15 protein-coding genes are annotated in these 16,587 nt (G+C 42.5%); all 15 read right to left on the bottom strand.

The annotated features are described in order from the left end of the window. Nucleotides 1-258: 258 nt before the first annotated feature. The 15 genes from ABMA60_RS03240 to ABMA60_RS03310 all read right to left on the bottom strand — a co-directional run bounded on the left by ABMA60_RS03240 (nt 259) and on the right by ABMA60_RS03310 (nt 16,573). Nucleotides 259-783 carry a hypothetical protein gene (locus ABMA60_RS03240; RefSeq protein ID WP_392798628.1) on the bottom strand — a complete coding sequence of 175 codons (525 nt, stop codon included), beginning with the start codon at nt 781-783 and terminating at the stop codon, nt 259-261. A gap of 104 nt (nt 784-887) precedes the next feature. After that, the gene (locus ABMA60_RS03245; RefSeq protein WP_392798631.1) at nt 888-1,478 is read right to left on the bottom strand and encodes a hypothetical protein; all 591 of its coding nucleotides are present in this window, start codon (nt 1,476-1,478) and stop codon (nt 888-890) included. Between the two features lie 93 nt (nt 1,479-1,571). After that, complete coding sequence (locus ABMA60_RS03250) at nt 1,572-2,051, bottom strand: hypothetical protein (protein WP_392798634.1); 480 nt, start codon at nt 2,049-2,051, stop codon at nt 1,572-1,574. Nucleotides 2,052-2,126: 75 nt separating this feature from the next. Continuing rightward, on the bottom strand, nt 2,127-2,864 hold the full coding sequence (locus ABMA60_RS03255; RefSeq protein WP_392798637.1) for an abortive infection system antitoxin AbiGi family protein: 738 nt from the start codon (nt 2,862-2,864) through the stop codon (nt 2,127-2,129). 103 nt (nt 2,865-2,967) lie between these two features. Further along, nucleotides 2,968-3,453 carry a hypothetical protein gene (locus ABMA60_RS03260; RefSeq protein WP_392798639.1) on the bottom strand — a complete coding sequence of 162 codons (486 nt, stop codon included), beginning with the start codon at nt 3,451-3,453 and terminating at the stop codon, nt 2,968-2,970. Nucleotides 3,454-3,543: 90 nt separating this feature from the next. After that, a complete protein-coding gene (locus ABMA60_RS03265; RefSeq protein ID WP_392798642.1) occupies nt 3,544-4,593 on the bottom strand; it encodes an SH3 domain-containing protein in 1,050 nt (349 codons plus the stop codon). Between the two features lie 115 nt (nt 4,594-4,708). Continuing rightward, on the bottom strand, nt 4,709-5,335 hold the full coding sequence (locus ABMA60_RS03270; protein WP_392798644.1) for an NYN domain-containing protein: 627 nt from the start codon (nt 5,333-5,335) through the stop codon (nt 4,709-4,711). 626 nt (nt 5,336-5,961) lie between these two features. Further along, nucleotides 5,962-6,813, bottom strand: coding sequence for a DUF4365 domain-containing protein (locus tag ABMA60_RS03275; protein WP_392798646.1), 852 nt, complete (start codon nt 6,811-6,813; stop codon nt 5,962-5,964). 144 nt (nt 6,814-6,957) lie between these two features. Then, the gene (locus ABMA60_RS03280) at nt 6,958-7,563 is read right to left on the bottom strand and encodes a hypothetical protein (protein WP_392798648.1); all 606 of its coding nucleotides are present in this window, start codon (nt 7,561-7,563) and stop codon (nt 6,958-6,960) included. Nucleotides 7,564-8,491: 928 nt separating this feature from the next. Further along, nucleotides 8,492-9,676 carry a Fic family protein gene (locus tag ABMA60_RS03285; RefSeq protein WP_392798651.1) on the bottom strand — a complete coding sequence of 395 codons (1,185 nt, stop codon included), beginning with the start codon at nt 9,674-9,676 and terminating at the stop codon, nt 8,492-8,494. A gap of 641 nt (nt 9,677-10,317) precedes the next feature. Next, nucleotides 10,318-10,617 (bottom strand): HipA N-terminal domain-containing protein, encoded by a 300-nt coding sequence (locus ABMA60_RS03290; RefSeq protein WP_392798655.1) that lies wholly within the window; start codon nt 10,615-10,617, stop codon nt 10,318-10,320. Nucleotides 10,618-11,246: 629 nt separating this feature from the next. Next, a complete protein-coding gene (locus tag ABMA60_RS03295) occupies nt 11,247-11,636 on the bottom strand; it encodes a hypothetical protein (RefSeq protein ID WP_392798657.1) in 390 nt (129 codons plus the stop codon). Beyond that, nucleotides 11,629-13,779 (bottom strand): hypothetical protein, encoded by a 2,151-nt coding sequence (locus ABMA60_RS03300; protein WP_392798659.1) that lies wholly within the window; start codon nt 13,777-13,779, stop codon nt 11,629-11,631. Before ABMA60_RS03300 ends, ABMA60_RS03295 begins: the two co-directional genes overlap by 8 nt. Continuing rightward, on the bottom strand, nt 13,776-15,335 hold the full coding sequence (locus tag ABMA60_RS03305) for a tyrosine-type recombinase/integrase (protein WP_392798662.1): 1,560 nt from the start codon (nt 15,333-15,335) through the stop codon (nt 13,776-13,778). The genes ABMA60_RS03300 and ABMA60_RS03305 overlap by 4 nt, the downstream gene beginning before the upstream one ends. After that, the gene (locus tag ABMA60_RS03310) at nt 15,335-16,573 is read right to left on the bottom strand and encodes a tyrosine-type recombinase/integrase (protein ID WP_392798665.1); all 1,239 of its coding nucleotides are present in this window, start codon (nt 16,571-16,573) and stop codon (nt 15,335-15,337) included. The genes ABMA60_RS03305 and ABMA60_RS03310 overlap by 1 nt, the downstream gene beginning before the upstream one ends. Between the last annotated feature and the right edge of the window lie 14 nt (nt 16,574-16,587).

A 16,587-nucleotide genomic window follows, 5' to 3' on the forward strand; every position in this document is an offset into this window, starting at 1 on the left:
GATCTTCAGTGCTCAGCATTGTGCCGCACCCTGAAATAGTGTTGTCCTGCAACTAACTTTCTAATTTACAGTGAACTGAGTAATGGTCACCGCTCAAGAGGACGAAGAACATGAAGAAGCAATAGACCGAAGAACACGTCATCCCCATCCTAAAGGAAGGCTAAGCGGGCTGCACATCAACTAACTGTAGTGGGAATACAGTATCTCGAATATCACCTTGTAACGGACATTACAAAGACACCTTGTTATTATAACGCCTTAATCGGGAGCTACTTTAGCATTCGGTTGTATTGATTTGTTATGTGACTTTTGAATTTTATTAATTTCGTCTAAATTAAAATCGTTATGATATTGACAAACAAAAGTCAATATAACTGTTCTCGCTTTTACTATTACATCATGTGCCGGCTGATAGTCCGCAAATTTACCAGCGTGAACTATTCCGTTTCGAATTCTGTTTATATCACTAATATCATTAGAGAGTTGCTTAAAGGTTAGAGCATAATCTTTACCTTCGACGGCAGGTAATATCAATTTTTGAAACTTTCCCTGTATTCCATTGGCCCACATCATCAAATGACTAACAAATGGCTCGTCAATACCTTTGATGTTTTCTAACTCCTCACGAACTACTAAATTCGACGCGATTTCAGCTGTTGTGGCTGCTCTGACTATAGAGCTAGACCACTCGTTGCGGGAGTACAGGCCGGAAAGCTTTTTCCAGTTCGATTGAATTTTTTCTATATCCGATCGGTCTTCATACTCTTTACTCGTATATGACATTCAGTCTCCTTGTCAAATAAGGCTACCAGCATGCGCGACTTTGCAGTTAAGGCGAAGCCGTAACAAAGAAGACGTCGCCGTGCCTGGTCTTGTTAATTTACTCCTCAGCCACCCAACGCCGAGAGAAGAAATGATCCAATTGTGGCAATGCTACCGGCGCTTGGCAAAGCGCTCAGAAGTGTTTTTATGACAATCTTGCTAGGTGCGTTTGATTCAAACTGCCCCTCAATAGCATCAACCACTTCAAGAGCTGATTTTTGCTCCTGTTCTGGTAGAAGACGCTTAACTTCCTGTCGCAACATTAAAATATGCTCGACGACTTCGGGATTAACTGTAATGGTATTTACTGAATTGTCCGTGGAATGATTATTCACCCGAGCATTTGCACCAGAGATGTGATAAGTGATGCTCTGCACTGCCGCATTGGCTTCAGGTAATCCAAGCTTTCGATAGGTTATCTGGTAGCTTGCTTCTATACCATGGAAGCTCTCATGAAAACCCGGATCGATTACCTCGTAAGTATCTTCTCCGCCGTTAGTCATGTTCCGCTGAATAAGGTCTCCGGTTTCGATCAAAATATCGGACCGATTGATGAAGATCTTCTTCGCCTGAACACTGGCTTTAATTCCTTTTACTCGATCACCGTTCTTTTTCAGAAGAGTGACGTTGTCATTTAGCATACTTGAGAATGTCATGATGACTCCTGTGTAAATCAACGCAGAGCTTTACGGAAATTTTTAGCCGCGAAGCGATGGTAAAATTGTTTAACAACTGGGACTTGTTATATTTTACCGAGCCACGATTCGAAGGACTCGGTCTTGGCTGCCATCCACATTGTCCCAGCGAAGAGACACCGTGTAAGTTGTCTGCCGGACGCTAAGGGGAATAGATGCCAATAGGTAGTAGCTGTCACCAGGCCCCAGTATTCGGTATGGAGTTTTTTGTTCCAAATCGTTTGAAACTAGTGGATTGTGCTCGTTGTCTTGCTCTAGGCCGAAGTAGATATTTTTGGCTTCTGCCCTACCTTGGTTTGTTATTACGAATTTGTGGGCTTTGTCGTCTTTTACCATTCGTACCGATAAAGATGCCTTTAGAGCATCACGATCCCGCTTGTCGTACTCGGCAAGTTCACGTTCACTAAGCCTGGCATGTACCTTTTCTATTTCAATAAGCTGATCATGGTTTCTCTTCGAGCGATAAAGCGCATAGAAAGACACCATCACAGCGAGTAGAGATATTACCGAGCTAATTATTTCGAACTTAGTCAAACCAATACCTCAAATATAACGCCCCTATTCTTTGGTAAGAGGCTTTTCCGAGTCCAAAGCAATGGATCGCTATCTTTAAAAATCCCTTGCAATATCTTCTAAGGTGATAATTCTTAGCTTTAAATAATCTATATCATCTTTACTACTTTTGGAATTTACTACCGCACTGCTTAGATTATTTGCCAACTCAACTGCGTCTTCATTTCGTTCAACGATTAAGTAGTTTACTGCCGAAATAGGAAATTTGAGCATGCAATTATCATATGTATAGCCATTTAGATCCTCATTTTCAATATTATGCTTATTCATCGATATACACTTCCTGTTTTTGGGTAGGTTTGGTGAGTACCTCCATTCACTTTCAAGACAAAAGTCCTTTTCTATTTCTTCCCCATTTGCTCTAGACATCTTCCCAGAAATAGGCTTGATTAGGCTAAGAACCTCAAGAAAATAGTCAGAATATAGGTCTATATTTGGAGGGAACACGAACTTCTTAGGCTGTGCCAACTGAAGAAGACTGTACCTTAGCGCACTATTTTCAGTGAGATATATAACTGGATTTATACCGGCTGAGATTGCCATTTCCCTTGAAATACCCAAACCAAACTTACCGTAAAAATCAGTATGCTCGTTAATTTGTGTTAGTGGGATATCGCAAAAACTAACTATAGGGTAAGAAACATAACCTAATTCTTGGTTATACCATCTGAAGTCCTCTGTACAGTATCTGGGCCAAAATCCTGTTCTTAAAATGCTTAGCAGAGTATCTAATGAGCTTGTAAAGTGAAATAAGGTATGCGATTTAATTGCCACTTAATCTACCAACTTTGAAGGTGACGCCAATCTTAAGCGGCGTCTGGTGGACGGCCGCTAGGCCCTAGACCGGTAACGTACTTGAATGACTAGCTAGAAAAGCCTAGCCACCGAAATTGGAAGCAGACTGGATAAGTGTGGCAGAGTTTTGAACGCTCCATAGTACCATCTCCGAGAAAACTTTCCGAAGCTCTTCTCGCGCACTGTCTTTAGCCGCGCCAGCAAGAACACTCTTGGCAGCGTTCAGCAATCGGCTTTCTCTTCCGGGCGCCGACCTGATTGCTTCCAGCCCCTTTGCAGTTAAGCAAACGTTTTGAAATTTACCTCCGCGGTAGCAATCGAAGGTTATGAAATCTGTATTTGCCAGCCAACGGACCGTGGGTTCGGCTAACCCTGCAGGGCTTTTATGTCGAATATATGCATTGATTTGGCCGGTGTCTTCCAGGGGGCGTTCCGCCTCATCCCAATATTCATTTCCGAGTTCTAGAGCCAGCAGCTTTGGATCGATAGTCTTTGGAAGCGGGAAGTACTCGTACAACTCTGCAAACAGAAGTCCGGATAAAGCTTCAAATATCTCGATGTTTTTCATGCATACCTTCGGGTGGTTCTCTAACGCTGTGTTCTGAAATAAACTTATGGCACTGCGTAAAGTTTATCCGCCAGTAGCGCTTTGTTATGTTTATTTAAAGTAAGCAGTGTAACGTCTAAAAATCCAACCCTGCTCAAGATTGCCGTCAATTTCAACCTCAACTAGAAGCCATGACCGGTCGGACTTATCAATGACTTCGACCAACGTTCCAACCGGCAGCGTTGTAATAATTTCAGATTTAACTCCAGGATTTTCTCTAAAGTTCAAGGCATTGACAGTTATAATACGAAACCCTTTTAAAGCAGCACGATCGAAATTTTCATTTGGTTCTTTAACAAAAGCTTTAGCCTCTGACGGCATTGTTATAGCGACAGTCTCTTTTCTTGCCTCAACTGCATTCGTCATTACATAAGAAGATAGGAAGCTCAAAAAGACAGGTAAAAAATAGGTGTGGTATAGATAAACTAGAATATTCTTTGTTCTTTCCGATAGAGCATTAAAATCTGCTGCTGATGATATTTCTTCACTTATTTCTGCATCTATTTCAATAAGAGATTCATCAAGAGTTTCTGAAGAAGCCATTTCAGGAAACAATGATAAAGCTGAGCTTTCAAGAAACGGCGAGTTTTCCAGGCTGGATAAGGCTTTAAATGATGCAAGACTGCTCAGCTGTGATATATGCTTAAACGCTTCAGATTGATTTAAAGCAGTCGATGCAAACTGACTTGATTCGGCCAAATTTTGTAGTTGTATAGCTTTTTCAAATTGCTGGAATGCAATAGCAGATAATTGAGTCGATCCTGCAATAGACCTAAATGATTTCAAAACTTCTGATTCTTGCAATGCTAGTGCAACAAAGCGACTTGACTTAGTTATCTGGTTGATTGATCTAATAGCATCTAAATCACCAGATGTGAGTGATATCAACCTATTACTTTCTGCAACTATACGTGCAGACTTCATAAGTGCCGATCCACTAAAAGCAAAATAATCTAGCTTGATAGGCTCACTTAGTTTTCTGATTGAACGCATAGCGTTGGATTCTTGGAATGCTAACGAAGCAATGTCAGTCCGCATTTGGAGCTTTTCAGTGAACTTCGTCCAGGGAGGGTTGAGTAGCTTGCCTAGATCTTTATTCATACTTTATAGATCCCTCTTTCCTGGTTGGCAGCAAAGACTAAACGCCAGCCAACATGCACGGCTACGGAGTGGAAGCGTCGCATCAATGCAGTAGGCGCCACAGTGCATGGTCTTTTTAAAAATTCGGTGCACTGACCACGCGTCCAGAAACGTTGATATTAAAACCGTTTAAATCATATGTTCCGCCCTGAACAAATGTTATAGACATATAGTAGTTGTCGAGGTGGTTGACTATGAGGTTTCCAGAACTGATAGAAGAAAGTCGAGCAAACTTCCCTGAAAGTTGGTCCGCCCAGGACCATACGTGGACGTCCCATCCGCGATTCAGTGCTCTCTCCGCCTGCTTGGTAAAGCTAGTGCCGAAATCTGAGTCATTCCCGTCTCCAGTGACGAGAACAAGGGTCTGTGGAGGTTCATGATCAAGAAGGGCATTCGCAATTTTAAGGTGCGCTATTTCGTCCACGCCTTGCTCAACTAGCCGACCATCATCTTGCTCAATACGGTGCAGAAGATCTGTGTTATATCCGTACTTCCTCGCATGCTCCCAGAGCACTTCATTTCCTGGGGGAACGGAGCCAGCAAGGACTTTAGTAACCGGATTCGTCTCACGCTCTAACAGCTGGAAAAAGTTTCGGTAATATAGTCTTACCGCCATCCAGACTGCTTCCGGCTCATGGGTTGCTGCTGCTCTCTGAGCTCCTCCGAAAATATTCGAGTTGTCTATAAAAATGTGAGAATCCATTCGATCTCCTTGTTTTTTGACACCCGCGGCACGCGCGACTTTTTAGTGGAGGGACAGCTACAACGGAAAAGCCATTGCAGACTTTCGATTGTTATGCCATTCATGAGAGTAGGCCGAGAAAAAATTCAGGAGCAGCCTTGCACTCTCTCTTGCAGTTTCAATGAATGTCGGTATCAGTATCAGAACATCACTTGCGACAAGCCACCAAACCAACTTTCCAGAAAAGGTGCTGAGCACACTGTTCCCACAGCGTTGGCCTGCTGATCTGGTTGATTGGTGTCGTCTAGAATTTGTAGACTACCAGTCCCGATTTTTTGACGTATAGGTCACCAAAGTTTAGCCCCAAACTTCCATCGACACCCTTTGCCCCCTCAATATATCCTTCTGAAATCATGCTCAGCAGAGAGAGACAAGTTTTGTGCCTTGCTGTGTCGTCGGCCCCCCGACGTATAGATTGGACTTGAAACTCATCCGTGCTCGACCATACCCCTATCTTACTTTTTCAAATTGATCTATATCTACTAAAGGCTTCCGAGTCTAATTTTTGGTACAAGGCCGCGTTCTGGGATGATTTTTAGCACAGCGGAACAATTGTCCGGCAGTCGTGCTTTTCTAGCTTTGGCTCTCTAATATGCTGTGTGACCATCATTTCCTAGCACGAAATCTTCAACCAGGCTCATACCTTCGATGCTCTCGTATAGGAGGTCAAGGTTATACTTTTCAGAAAAGTCGGAAAAATCATTAATATTAACTTGCGCATTTTCTATATAGTTGACTAACTTATCAAAACTGGAATGGCTGACGCTGCAGTTGTTTCGAGATAACAGTACACTTAACCTTTGTATACGCCGGACGTGTACCGTGATTTCCGAAATAGTCCTTTCGTCCTTCGCATAGTTTCCGCTCAGCATAGCGGAAAAACGGTGAACCAGATCTCCGTAAAACTCTCTGTATTCAATCAGCTCTTCGAGATACTTGGGACGAAATGCTATTTCCTCTATTCTTTCAATCCTTTCAAGAACCATATTTTCTTTTGGAATGCGTATCGTTATGGATTTTTTGGCTGATTCCCGCCAAAATGGATCTTCGGTGTCCAGGACGTCTTTGATGTACCTTTGAATCCAAACGAAGTAACACTCATTTGAATCCGATGACACATTTAGTCTAAAAAGAAAAAATGGGACACTAAATTTTTCCACGTATTTTAATGAATCTTTATCCAGTGAGTAATTAATCGATCCTACTTTCGAGGCTTTAAGTTCGTTGCTAGTGCCTTTGATTTGAATATGAAATATCGCACCAGATGAATCGAATGCTTCGTTACCCTTTTTATCTTCTAGACCACGAATGAAAATCTCGACCATAAGGTCTATGCCATAGTCTCGCTCGGTCAATTCTCTAACGACCCAATGATCTGGCAGTTGATTCAGGACTTTCTTAACCGCTTTTGTATCGGTAACGTGTGTTTGAGTTCTCATAAGAAGCTAACGCCTCCAGTAGCGGCAGCTTTGTAGTTGAATTGGTTTTATGGCGGTTTTTTTTGCCAAAAAATTATGCGACGGGAAACCTGTCCACTGACTGGCCTTGTTGCACCGCAGTTTTTCCGCTATCACGACTAATATCTAGCCCGCACGGTCATTAACTAGGCAATTTACAATTATTCTCAAAAATTCCATCCTATCGACAGCGAAGTGCGATTCTCTGGAATTTACTGTCATTACCACAACTATTTTACGTTTCGGGAAGAACACCTTCACGTTGTCCAAAGTTTTAAAGTAGGTTGAATCACCCATTTTCTGAGGATAAAGCGGTAGGTCGATATATTCATGCGCAGGAAGCTTTAAAAATTTAGATGAAGTCCAGTTTTCCTTAAATTTTCTTATGAGTTTATTATCCGTTGTCAGTTTATGTTCTGGATTATTTTGTTCCAGTGTCCTAGAGAAATACGTATTTTGCTGAATTATGTAGGAAAGCGACTCGCCGTTTATAAAAAAACTTCCTAGATCGAATGTAACATCATCAGAGCTTGCATTATGGATTCTTATAGCAGGAAAATTTGGGCGTAGTCGCTTTGCATCACTAGTAGCGAATTCAATGCTCGTATTTCTGACAGCCAATTGAAGACTGGGCCGCTTCCAGTAATTCCAAAGCTTCCCAATAAAGTTAGGAGTAAATCTCAATATGGCCAAGCCAACTTTCATACCAGCTGACAAATACTCAGCTACCATTATTCCTTCCTATTCTTAGTTCGTGGCAAATCGTGACCAGCGTTGTAACATCTTATTCTTTGCCACTTATGCTACTTATTTGGGAGCGACCTTGGTTTCACGTTGTCACGGTGTTTTGCTCTGGCCCAGTGGCTATCATATATTCCAGCATGATTTAAAGCTTATTGCCGCTGATATTAATCCCACAAAACCGCGCTAACCGACGCATATTCGGTTTATCAGCGACTCCAAAGGTGGATATCCGTTTTTTGCCCGGAGTATCTGTCGTACCAATGAAGGTTTTATGATCATCCTGTTGCTAAATTGCGCTCTATCTATGACTACATGCACAGGTCTACTATTCTAACTAGGATTTGGAGCATGGCCGCTTAAGACTGTTTCAAACACTTCAAGCCGGTTTATAGGTCGGCTTAGTGACTACTGCGCGATGGCTGGACCTACAAATATCCAAGATACTTTAGACCGCCGTTCGATCGATACGGTTCAAATGTATCTGAATGTTGCTGGATTGCCTGAGCGTGGAGTGTGCAGCTCGATGGACATTCGCTAGCCAAAAAACACGCTACCGCCCGACCAGCTACACGGTTGCCAAAGTGGTTAGGTTGTGACGACCCATGGATACCACGATTAGCATTCTGTTGTCATTCCAATTGGCGCACTTTTGTCCGCTTTCGATCGGGCCAAGACCAAGTTAAAGCGATCAAAGGTAAAAATATATATTATAAATGCGGCCTACTTCTGCCACCCACACCGACGGAGGGATGCATTTGTCTTTAATATGCCAACGATGACTAATCCAGTGGCTAAGCTCTTTATTGAGCGTCCATTAAAATGTGTTCTACGCTTGGTTACGCCCCATCCCACGCAATAGAAAGAGGCGGTGTGTCAGATTCATTGAATAAAAATAATGTACTTTCAGGTCCTTAGATTAGAGCGACAAGATATTTTCAGGTATCAGCCTAGGAAAGAGATCTTGAGCTAATCTTAACGGGATATGCATCTTAAGCGGGGCTCTGCTGCTTTTTGCTGCCATCAGTTCGTGCTTTTCAAGCAGAGCCTTCACGACCCGCCGGCAGCTGCGCTCGGGTAGTCCGGTTACCTCTTGGGCTTTGCCACGAGGTACTTCACCATGCACTAGAACGTAGCGCAGCAACTTCTCTATCGGTAGCGCATAGGTTTTTTCGCGATCATGAACCCAACGCATCAGTTGATGCACTATGCTGTCGACCTGTAGAGCCTCAGACATGCGCTGCACCTGGTCGCAACTGGTCTCCAAGAAATACTGCGTGAAACTTACTAGGCTTCGCTCATTCAACTGGCCATGGCCGTCTAAGTCGTTGCTCTGAGGCTGGTCACACGCCGCAAGCAATCGGCGATAATCCGTTTGTGATTGTCCGAAGCCCCGTGAGGCCGACCACATATCAGTTCCGAGCATGCAATAGCGCATCATGGCGTGCGTGACAAGCCGAGCAACACGTCCGTTGCCATCCGTAAAAGGGTGGATCCACACCAAGCGATGGTGGGCTGCGGCCAAGGCTGAGACCATCGCCAGCTTTCCAAGGCCGGAATAGAAGCGCTCCCAACAATCCATGAGCGGTATAATCTCATTTGGCCGGCAGGGCACATGGTTGCCTACAACTACCCCGTGATTCCTGAACTCGCCTGGGATCACCTGGTGCATCTCGCTTGTGCCTGGGGTGTGCACCCAATGTAGACGTTTTGGCATGGCTTCATAGAACCGACGATGGACCTCCTTGATGCCGTCCACCCCAAAGCCCAATTCTTCCATCCCGCCATGATCAATCCACCGCTGAACCTTGATGTGTGCCAGGGCCTCCTCCTGCAGTTCAAGCCGCGCGGGGTCGTTATGGAAGTGTTGCCGTAGAGCTTGATCGATGTCGACTGGCATCATCGAACGCCCTTCGATCAAGTTGGAGTAATAGCAATCCACCACCCGGACCATGTCACCAACTGCTAAGATAAGGCCGGCGGGTAGATCACCTCCAAGTGCAGCGGACTGTAGGGCCAGGTCATAAGCTTTCTCGCTTAATACCTGATAGGAGTCGTGATCCGCCCGGATCAGCATTGGCTCCATAATTTGCACCGTTTTCATAATTGCTGCCTCAAACAATGCCTGGATCGGCGCTTATAGCTACTTAATATGTCTTTCAAACTAAGGAGTGGCCGGTTTTCACCCAAAATTTGGCCGGTTAAAAAGCAGGTTTCGGCCGACAACGAAGTTACATTTTTTATCTGAAAGCTGCGCATATCGATGGGATAAAGCTTTAACGAGGTTTTATATGATGTAAAGAGGCCCTCTTTATGGCCGGATCAGAACTCTTTATTGGCCGGTTTTGGAGAGAAAGATGTCGGAAGTAAAAACTCCAAAAATACCTTAAAGCTATATGCCTTGATAACTATACTAACAAGGCCTTGTATATTTAGGGAGCGGCAACTTTCGTTTAATTGAGATAACCATAGAAACCCCTTAACTGAAATATCAGCTATGGGGTTATATTAAAAAAAATGATGCAGAAACAACATAAATTCGATGCATTTGAGGTAATTAGTCTGACAGTTCGATGCAAGATCGGATAGACAATATTACAAAGTAATACTGCCGCTGGAAGACAAGTAACTGATCTGGCCTATAGAAGTGCCTACTTTTGGCCTATGTTTTTAACGGGCAAGTACCTTGTCATATGTCGACATCACGTTACGCATTCAGGTTGACTCTGGTCGATGCAACTCGAATTAGTCGGCAGGCATAATGGTCACTGCACCGACCAGATCCCTCCCATTGTTCAAAAGGAGCCCAAAACTATCCGTATATGCAATGCCTTGAGTCTGAGACTGCAACTTCCTTAGCCAGCCTTCTGATGTCAAACCCTCAAAAAATGGTGGCAGGCCTTTTGATTCGTACGGTGTTCCTGTCAATGGCAACCTGAATGCGATTGCCACACCATTTTCTAAGTAATCGGAGTCATAAGTGAACCGGAAATGATTGCTATCCAGTTCTAGTAATTCACCGGCATAACGATCTTTATAGTACACAGCCCCTCTTCTCATATCGTGATTCCCTCAAAACCTTATAAGCCATACTGCAAACAGTAGTGATTCGTAAAGTATTATGCTGCATGTAACAGTCGAACTGGACGGATATCTCCTATCTCTGTGTTTGGCTGTTCGTTGCTGTTTTGCCATTGCTATTGCTACTTCGCTACAACGCCTATTCAACACTATCAACATCGTGCAAGTCGAACCATTAGTGACGGGCAGTGCAGTTTGAATGCTCAACATAGGAATTCTGTGTGTACTTGCTAGGTTAGATGTACAGCAATAATATAATTTGATGCTGATTGGCCCATGCCACCAAGGGACTGGAAAAATATTCTGGGCCATTTTCAAAGCGCAACGCCGATGATTTTCCTTGCCATTCAATGACCCGTTCTATAGCTCGCGTCACCCACAGTTCAGGCAACCCCGGCACAGTCATCTCGATGGTTTCGCCCCAGAGGCGTTTTAAACAGCCTCAAAATAAGGGTTAGGCATATGATGAGAATTCGAGGTAATCCAAATATCATTGTCAAACTGAAGGTTTTCGCAAAATCTTGCTCAATCCTATGGGTATGCTTATCATTTTTTAAATAATTAATACCTGTTGTTTATAAAACCACAAACAATCATCGTAACAATGGTATTGGTTGGTTCAGTATGTCCTCATTGAGTCCATGTGCATCGGCGTTGTATGCCCAGCGGGAAAACTGATCCAATAAAACTTCCTGTGCTGCTTCTAGTTCAGATACTCGCTTTGACAACCGGGCGATCCTGTCATTAGCTCTATGAATGTCACTGAACTGTATGGGAACCTGTGAAGGAGCTTTCAGCTCAGATTTCCTAACTTTCATTGTTGCAGTAATGGTTTCTCGAGTAAGTAAAGTCTTTCTTGTAGTCTTTATATTAAGTTCATTTTCGCAGGCAATAACAAGCAACTCCCAGGTTAATTTGCTGCTGGTCCAGCCTTGAATTAATTTCTTGATTGAATTTACATCGTTCGCACTTAATCTAGGCATCGTTGTCTGATCCGATTAGTTTTTCGATTTCTCTAATATTGTTGTCTATTAGTAATGAAGTATTACTGTCTGAGGATTTTTCTATTGACTCATTCAAGTTCAAAGCATTAGTAGTAGAAGACCAACCATCAGTTGTATTTTTTATGACTGCACCTTCTTGGACGTCAGGGTCTTCAAGAATTGAGATTAGTGAGTTGCATTTATTCAATTTTTCGACGGTATTTTTTAGCCAGTTATTTAATCCATATGCTTTCTTATCTGTTTCTTCTCTGAATTTCTTTAGCAGCCCTAATAGGTAGATTCGTTCAGACTTTAGGTTTTCTAATTTTGTTTCGTCTCCTTTTACGCAAATATGTTCGTTACAGTTAAGGCAGTTGTTGAACTTAGAACACGGCTCTTGTGCGTAGTCATGAAGACATATCCCAAATTCGGTACGGTGCGCCAACCTGTCGCCACTGAGCCCTATATCCGAAATGCTAATGGCAGTCTTTCTCCTGATCTTTGAAAGTAAACTTTCTGCCTTCGAAAGCGTCGAAACATCTAATACTTCTAAGTCATACCTACGGTCTTCTATAGTCACATGATTATAAACTTTATTCTGGCTTAGATCAGTTCTTCCCGACCAGCGGGCAATGATTTCTTGGGAGACATTGCTCTTTTGAGCTGCAGTGTTCAAGAAGTGTCGAAATGCATGGCTATTTACTCGGACTCCAAAGTATCCATATCTATCGAAAATAGAGGGCATTTTTGGTGTGCTTCTAGACAGCTGCGAAGCTAGTTTCATTGATGTACAGCCGACTAATCCAAGTGGTTTTTGAGCCGCAATTGTTTTAGTAGTAACTAGTGATCCAGAATGAAAGCAGAACAAAGCGTCTTTCCATTTTGTAATTTTTTTGTCATCTGTATATGGAAAGTTATTGTTCAAGTACCTATCCCTAACCAGCACGTTTAGTGTCCGTAAGGTAATCCTACAAGTGTCTTGATAGGTGAATTTTTCCGAATTAGAGACAGGACTGCGTACTTTGGTACGTGTACTGTCATTGTATCCTTCTAAATATTCTATACAGATATTTCTAGTTACATTGCTGCATGATTTACCCTTCAATACTGTATTCAAGAAAAGTCGAAATGCAGAACGTGGGCTATTAGTTTCCGTTGATATCAATAAAGCATCACAAGCTTCTTTATAAGAAAGTTCAGCATCTTGTTCTTTTGCCGGTGTTTTCGAATGAATAGGGAATAGATCGGGATTTTCTTCGAGCCACTTAGCGTACTTCCTCGATTCTTCTGAAATCTCACTAACTCTTTTAATGGCAAGCTTGCAAATTTCAGCCATGCTATCGGGAACGAGTTTTCTTGTGGGTCCAAATCCTTTTAGAGAATGCCAAACCAAGTATAATTGCTCCCTACCTGAGCGGTCTTTTTCTATGAGTAAGCAATCTTTTTTAAGATATGTTAATTCACTAACCCTAGATGGTTGTGATAGTAAAATTGCTGCTGCTGAGGTCGTAACAATATCTACTTTTAAAGTCGGATCGCTATGAAAAATTTCACCTAAGGCTAGCAGAGATTCCTTGCTTGGGAGTTTAGATAGTGAGTGACTTTCATCTTCTATCAAACTTCTTCTATTCGGCTTGTAGCAATGTTCCCATTGATATTGCTCTGCTACAACCCCGATTTCCATTAGATGCTTATGAATAGCCTTTAATTTATTCATGCAACCTAAGACTGTGCTGCCATTGTAATTTTCTAATATTAATCTTGCAGTGCGGTCGAAGATAGCTCCGTTAATTTGGGGTAAAGATATTGATCCGCCTACCTCTATTAAGGCGGTATCCAGACACCTTAATGTAATGATTGTGTTGACTTGATTCTTCTTAAAAATAACTCGTTCTTGAAAAACGTACGCCTTAGCATAGTCCACTAAAGACTGATTCGGCTTGTTGCTTTTGTGTCGTAGTTTCTTAAAGTTAGAATTTTTTAGACCCCATCTAAACCAGCTTATGGCTTCCCATGAAAATGGTTCGCTAGGTTTGTCTAGAGCATGACACTGCGACTTGGCCCAAGATACAAAGTGACTAAGTGCCTCTGACGACTTGATCTCTTTGCCAGAGACGAAGGGGGTGACATGGGATGTTGTCATTTGGTATCCATTTTAGAGTCTTGAGCGATCTGATGCATCACTTGAATCACCGCAAGTATTGGGCGCTCGAAATTTACGGCAGCGGGGCTGCTTTCTCCCTCGTCTTCAATTATTCGTTTTTGCCTCAGAATTAGTCGTTCCAAGACCTCATGGTGTGGGGCCTCTTTCCATGGCTGGAATTTTGAACATAGGTAGCATGCAATAGGTGCATCTAAGTGACAGTTTCCTGAAGCACCGCAGGTTGCTATCGCGTTTTCACTACGAATAGTTTTATTAGGGTCTCCCCCGTTGATGGCTTTTTCTGCTCCCGATACAATTCTGCCTGTAAATGCATTAACAACTAAAGCTAGCTCTTGCTTAAGCTTGTTGTCGATTCGAGCGCCAAGGCTGGGCGACATTTTGATGTACTTTCCAACACTTCTCGTATCTTTATGATCAAGTGCTGCTGCAATTGTATGTGCACCGTAACCCATCCTTGCCATATCAGTACCTAGTGTGTATCGGAATCTGTGCGGCCCAATTCTAATTTTCTTTCCTGTTCGTTCTGATATAGGAAAGTCATCTCGTGCCGCGAGTTCTGTTAAGATGTTCTTCATTGAGCTGTCTTGCCTATGAAGCTTTTCTTGTGGCGAGTCTTCAAGGGATAGTAAGGCTGGATCATCAATGACTACATGCCTAGAATGACCTATCGTATAACCTCTTGCAGGAAAAACCGGTAGGTTATCGAGCGCAGATGACCAGTTTATCTCTGGCTTTTCAGCAGAAACTTTTGATAGCGTGATCTTTCTAAAGCATATAATGGCTTGGTACAGGTCATGCGAAATATTGATATCCTGAAAGTCTGTTCGAAAATTGGTATTAAGCCCTTTTTCTTTGGCTTTGGGAGTCTTTACTGTAGGAATTCCTTGAGAATTTAAGGCAACATCACCAAATACTAGTTGCTGAAGTTGCCTTTGTCTGGCGCCGGTAGAAATCAGCAGTCGAATATAGATATATCTTTCCAAAGATATTTTAGCATTTGCATAGCTGTTGTTTGCCCAGTCGAAGATAGCTTGTGTCTCAAGTTCTGTAAACGGACCTTTTTCCGGGTCTACGCTTTCAACTGGGCAAGTTCCTGTGGGTTTGAGTCGGACGGAGTAATACGTTGCTATAAGATCCTTCTCTGGTTTTATTGATAGCTGGTTTAAGTTGTGCCAGTAGCTAATAAACGCTCTCAATGTCGAAAATTCTTCACGACGTAGGCGCCTGTTAATTGGGATTACTGATTTTTTATCTAAAATATTGAATTCTTCGTCAGACAATACTTTTAAGATGCTAGCTAAGCCTTTCAAGGATCTAGCTGAGTATTCTTTCGCGTAAATAGCTAAAGCAGCTACTAACCATAACTGAAATTCGTATGGTACGGATAATTTTGCCCCGCCTATATTCGCGGACATAGTTGTAGTATCAGGTCTCCAGAAGTCATCTGTTGGCCTGAAGTACGCTCCATTCTTTGCTCTCATATCCTGGCTAAGCCATTGCCAGATGGTTTCTTCTGTAGGACTCGTGAGACTCATTACTTTGACTCTTTGTGCTCGTTTAACTTACCAAGTAGCTGGTCATTTCTTTTAGCCAAAGCCCTGCTGGCTTCTTCTTGGTAATATTTTTGACCATATAGGTTTGGCATTTCGGATGTATCAGACCATCCGAACTTGTATGCGAGTGCTCTTTTTTCCCGTTCCATACGGTCTTCAATAGGGAGGTTTTTTGTTTGTTCGGCTATAGATTCTAGTGTTCGAAATACATTGTGATGCCTAAATGAGTGAGGTGTAATTCCTTCTAGATTAGGAAAATTTTTTCTTACAGTGTTAAAGATAGCGTCAATTGCTTTTATTGAAAGTGGGCTGCCATTTCCTTTCCCATAAGAAATTAGTAAATAAGGGTGATATTTGGCTTTTTTCCCATTTCTGTAGTGTTCAATGTAGTAATTGATATGGGTCATTAAGTAGTCGGGTACAGAGAGAATCCTTTCGTTGGTTTTTATTAGAGGTTCACTTTTTCTGTTGTCGTCAGGGTCATTTGGTCTGTGCACGATACTCACTGAATTATTCTGATAGTTGATATCAGATAGCTTTATTCCCAACATTTCGCCTCTTCGAATGCCAAGGCTATAGAGCAACATGACTATTAAGTAATTTCTAACACGAAGCGCCTTATTTTGCGGCCATGGATTCTCATCAGAATCGGGTTGAAGTTTTACTAAAATCGTCTCTTCTTGGTTTTCTGAAAGCCCTTTCGGGACGCTTAATCTTCTTTTCCATGATGGGCGTATATCTTTAGTGCTTTGACTAAGGCACTTAGCCATCCATTCGATGTGTTTTGTACGATCATCCGATCTACCAAGATATTCGTACAGGAAAGCCAAGTAACTCTTTATTGAATTAATTCTTGAGATCGCTTGTTCTGCGCTAACTTGTTGGTACGCAGTTGGGTGGATGCGCACTCCTTGTGCTTTTTGGTCGATGAGCTTCTTTTTCCAGTGGGATTGGCTGGTGAGTCTGGCTAGCTCATTGGCATCAAGATATTTTTGACCGGTGGGCTGCTTTAGTCGTTCTTCAATATTGATATGTTCAGAGTTTAGCCATGAATAAAAAAAAATGAGATCACTAAGGAATCTTTGCTGCGTATTTGGGGATCTAGCCCTCATCTTTTTTAAGATATATAGACATGGCCAATAAACAGGAACAGCATTTTTTAGAAGTAGTTTGACCCTAGTTCGTTTATCGAGCTTTGTTTCTATGATTGATAGGGTCATAATTCTACTATTCT

It is taken from the genome of Saccharospirillum sp. HFRX-2, from assembly GCF_043196805.1.
Taxonomy (GTDB): Bacteria; Pseudomonadota; Gammaproteobacteria; order Pseudomonadales; family Natronospirillaceae; genus Saccharospirillum.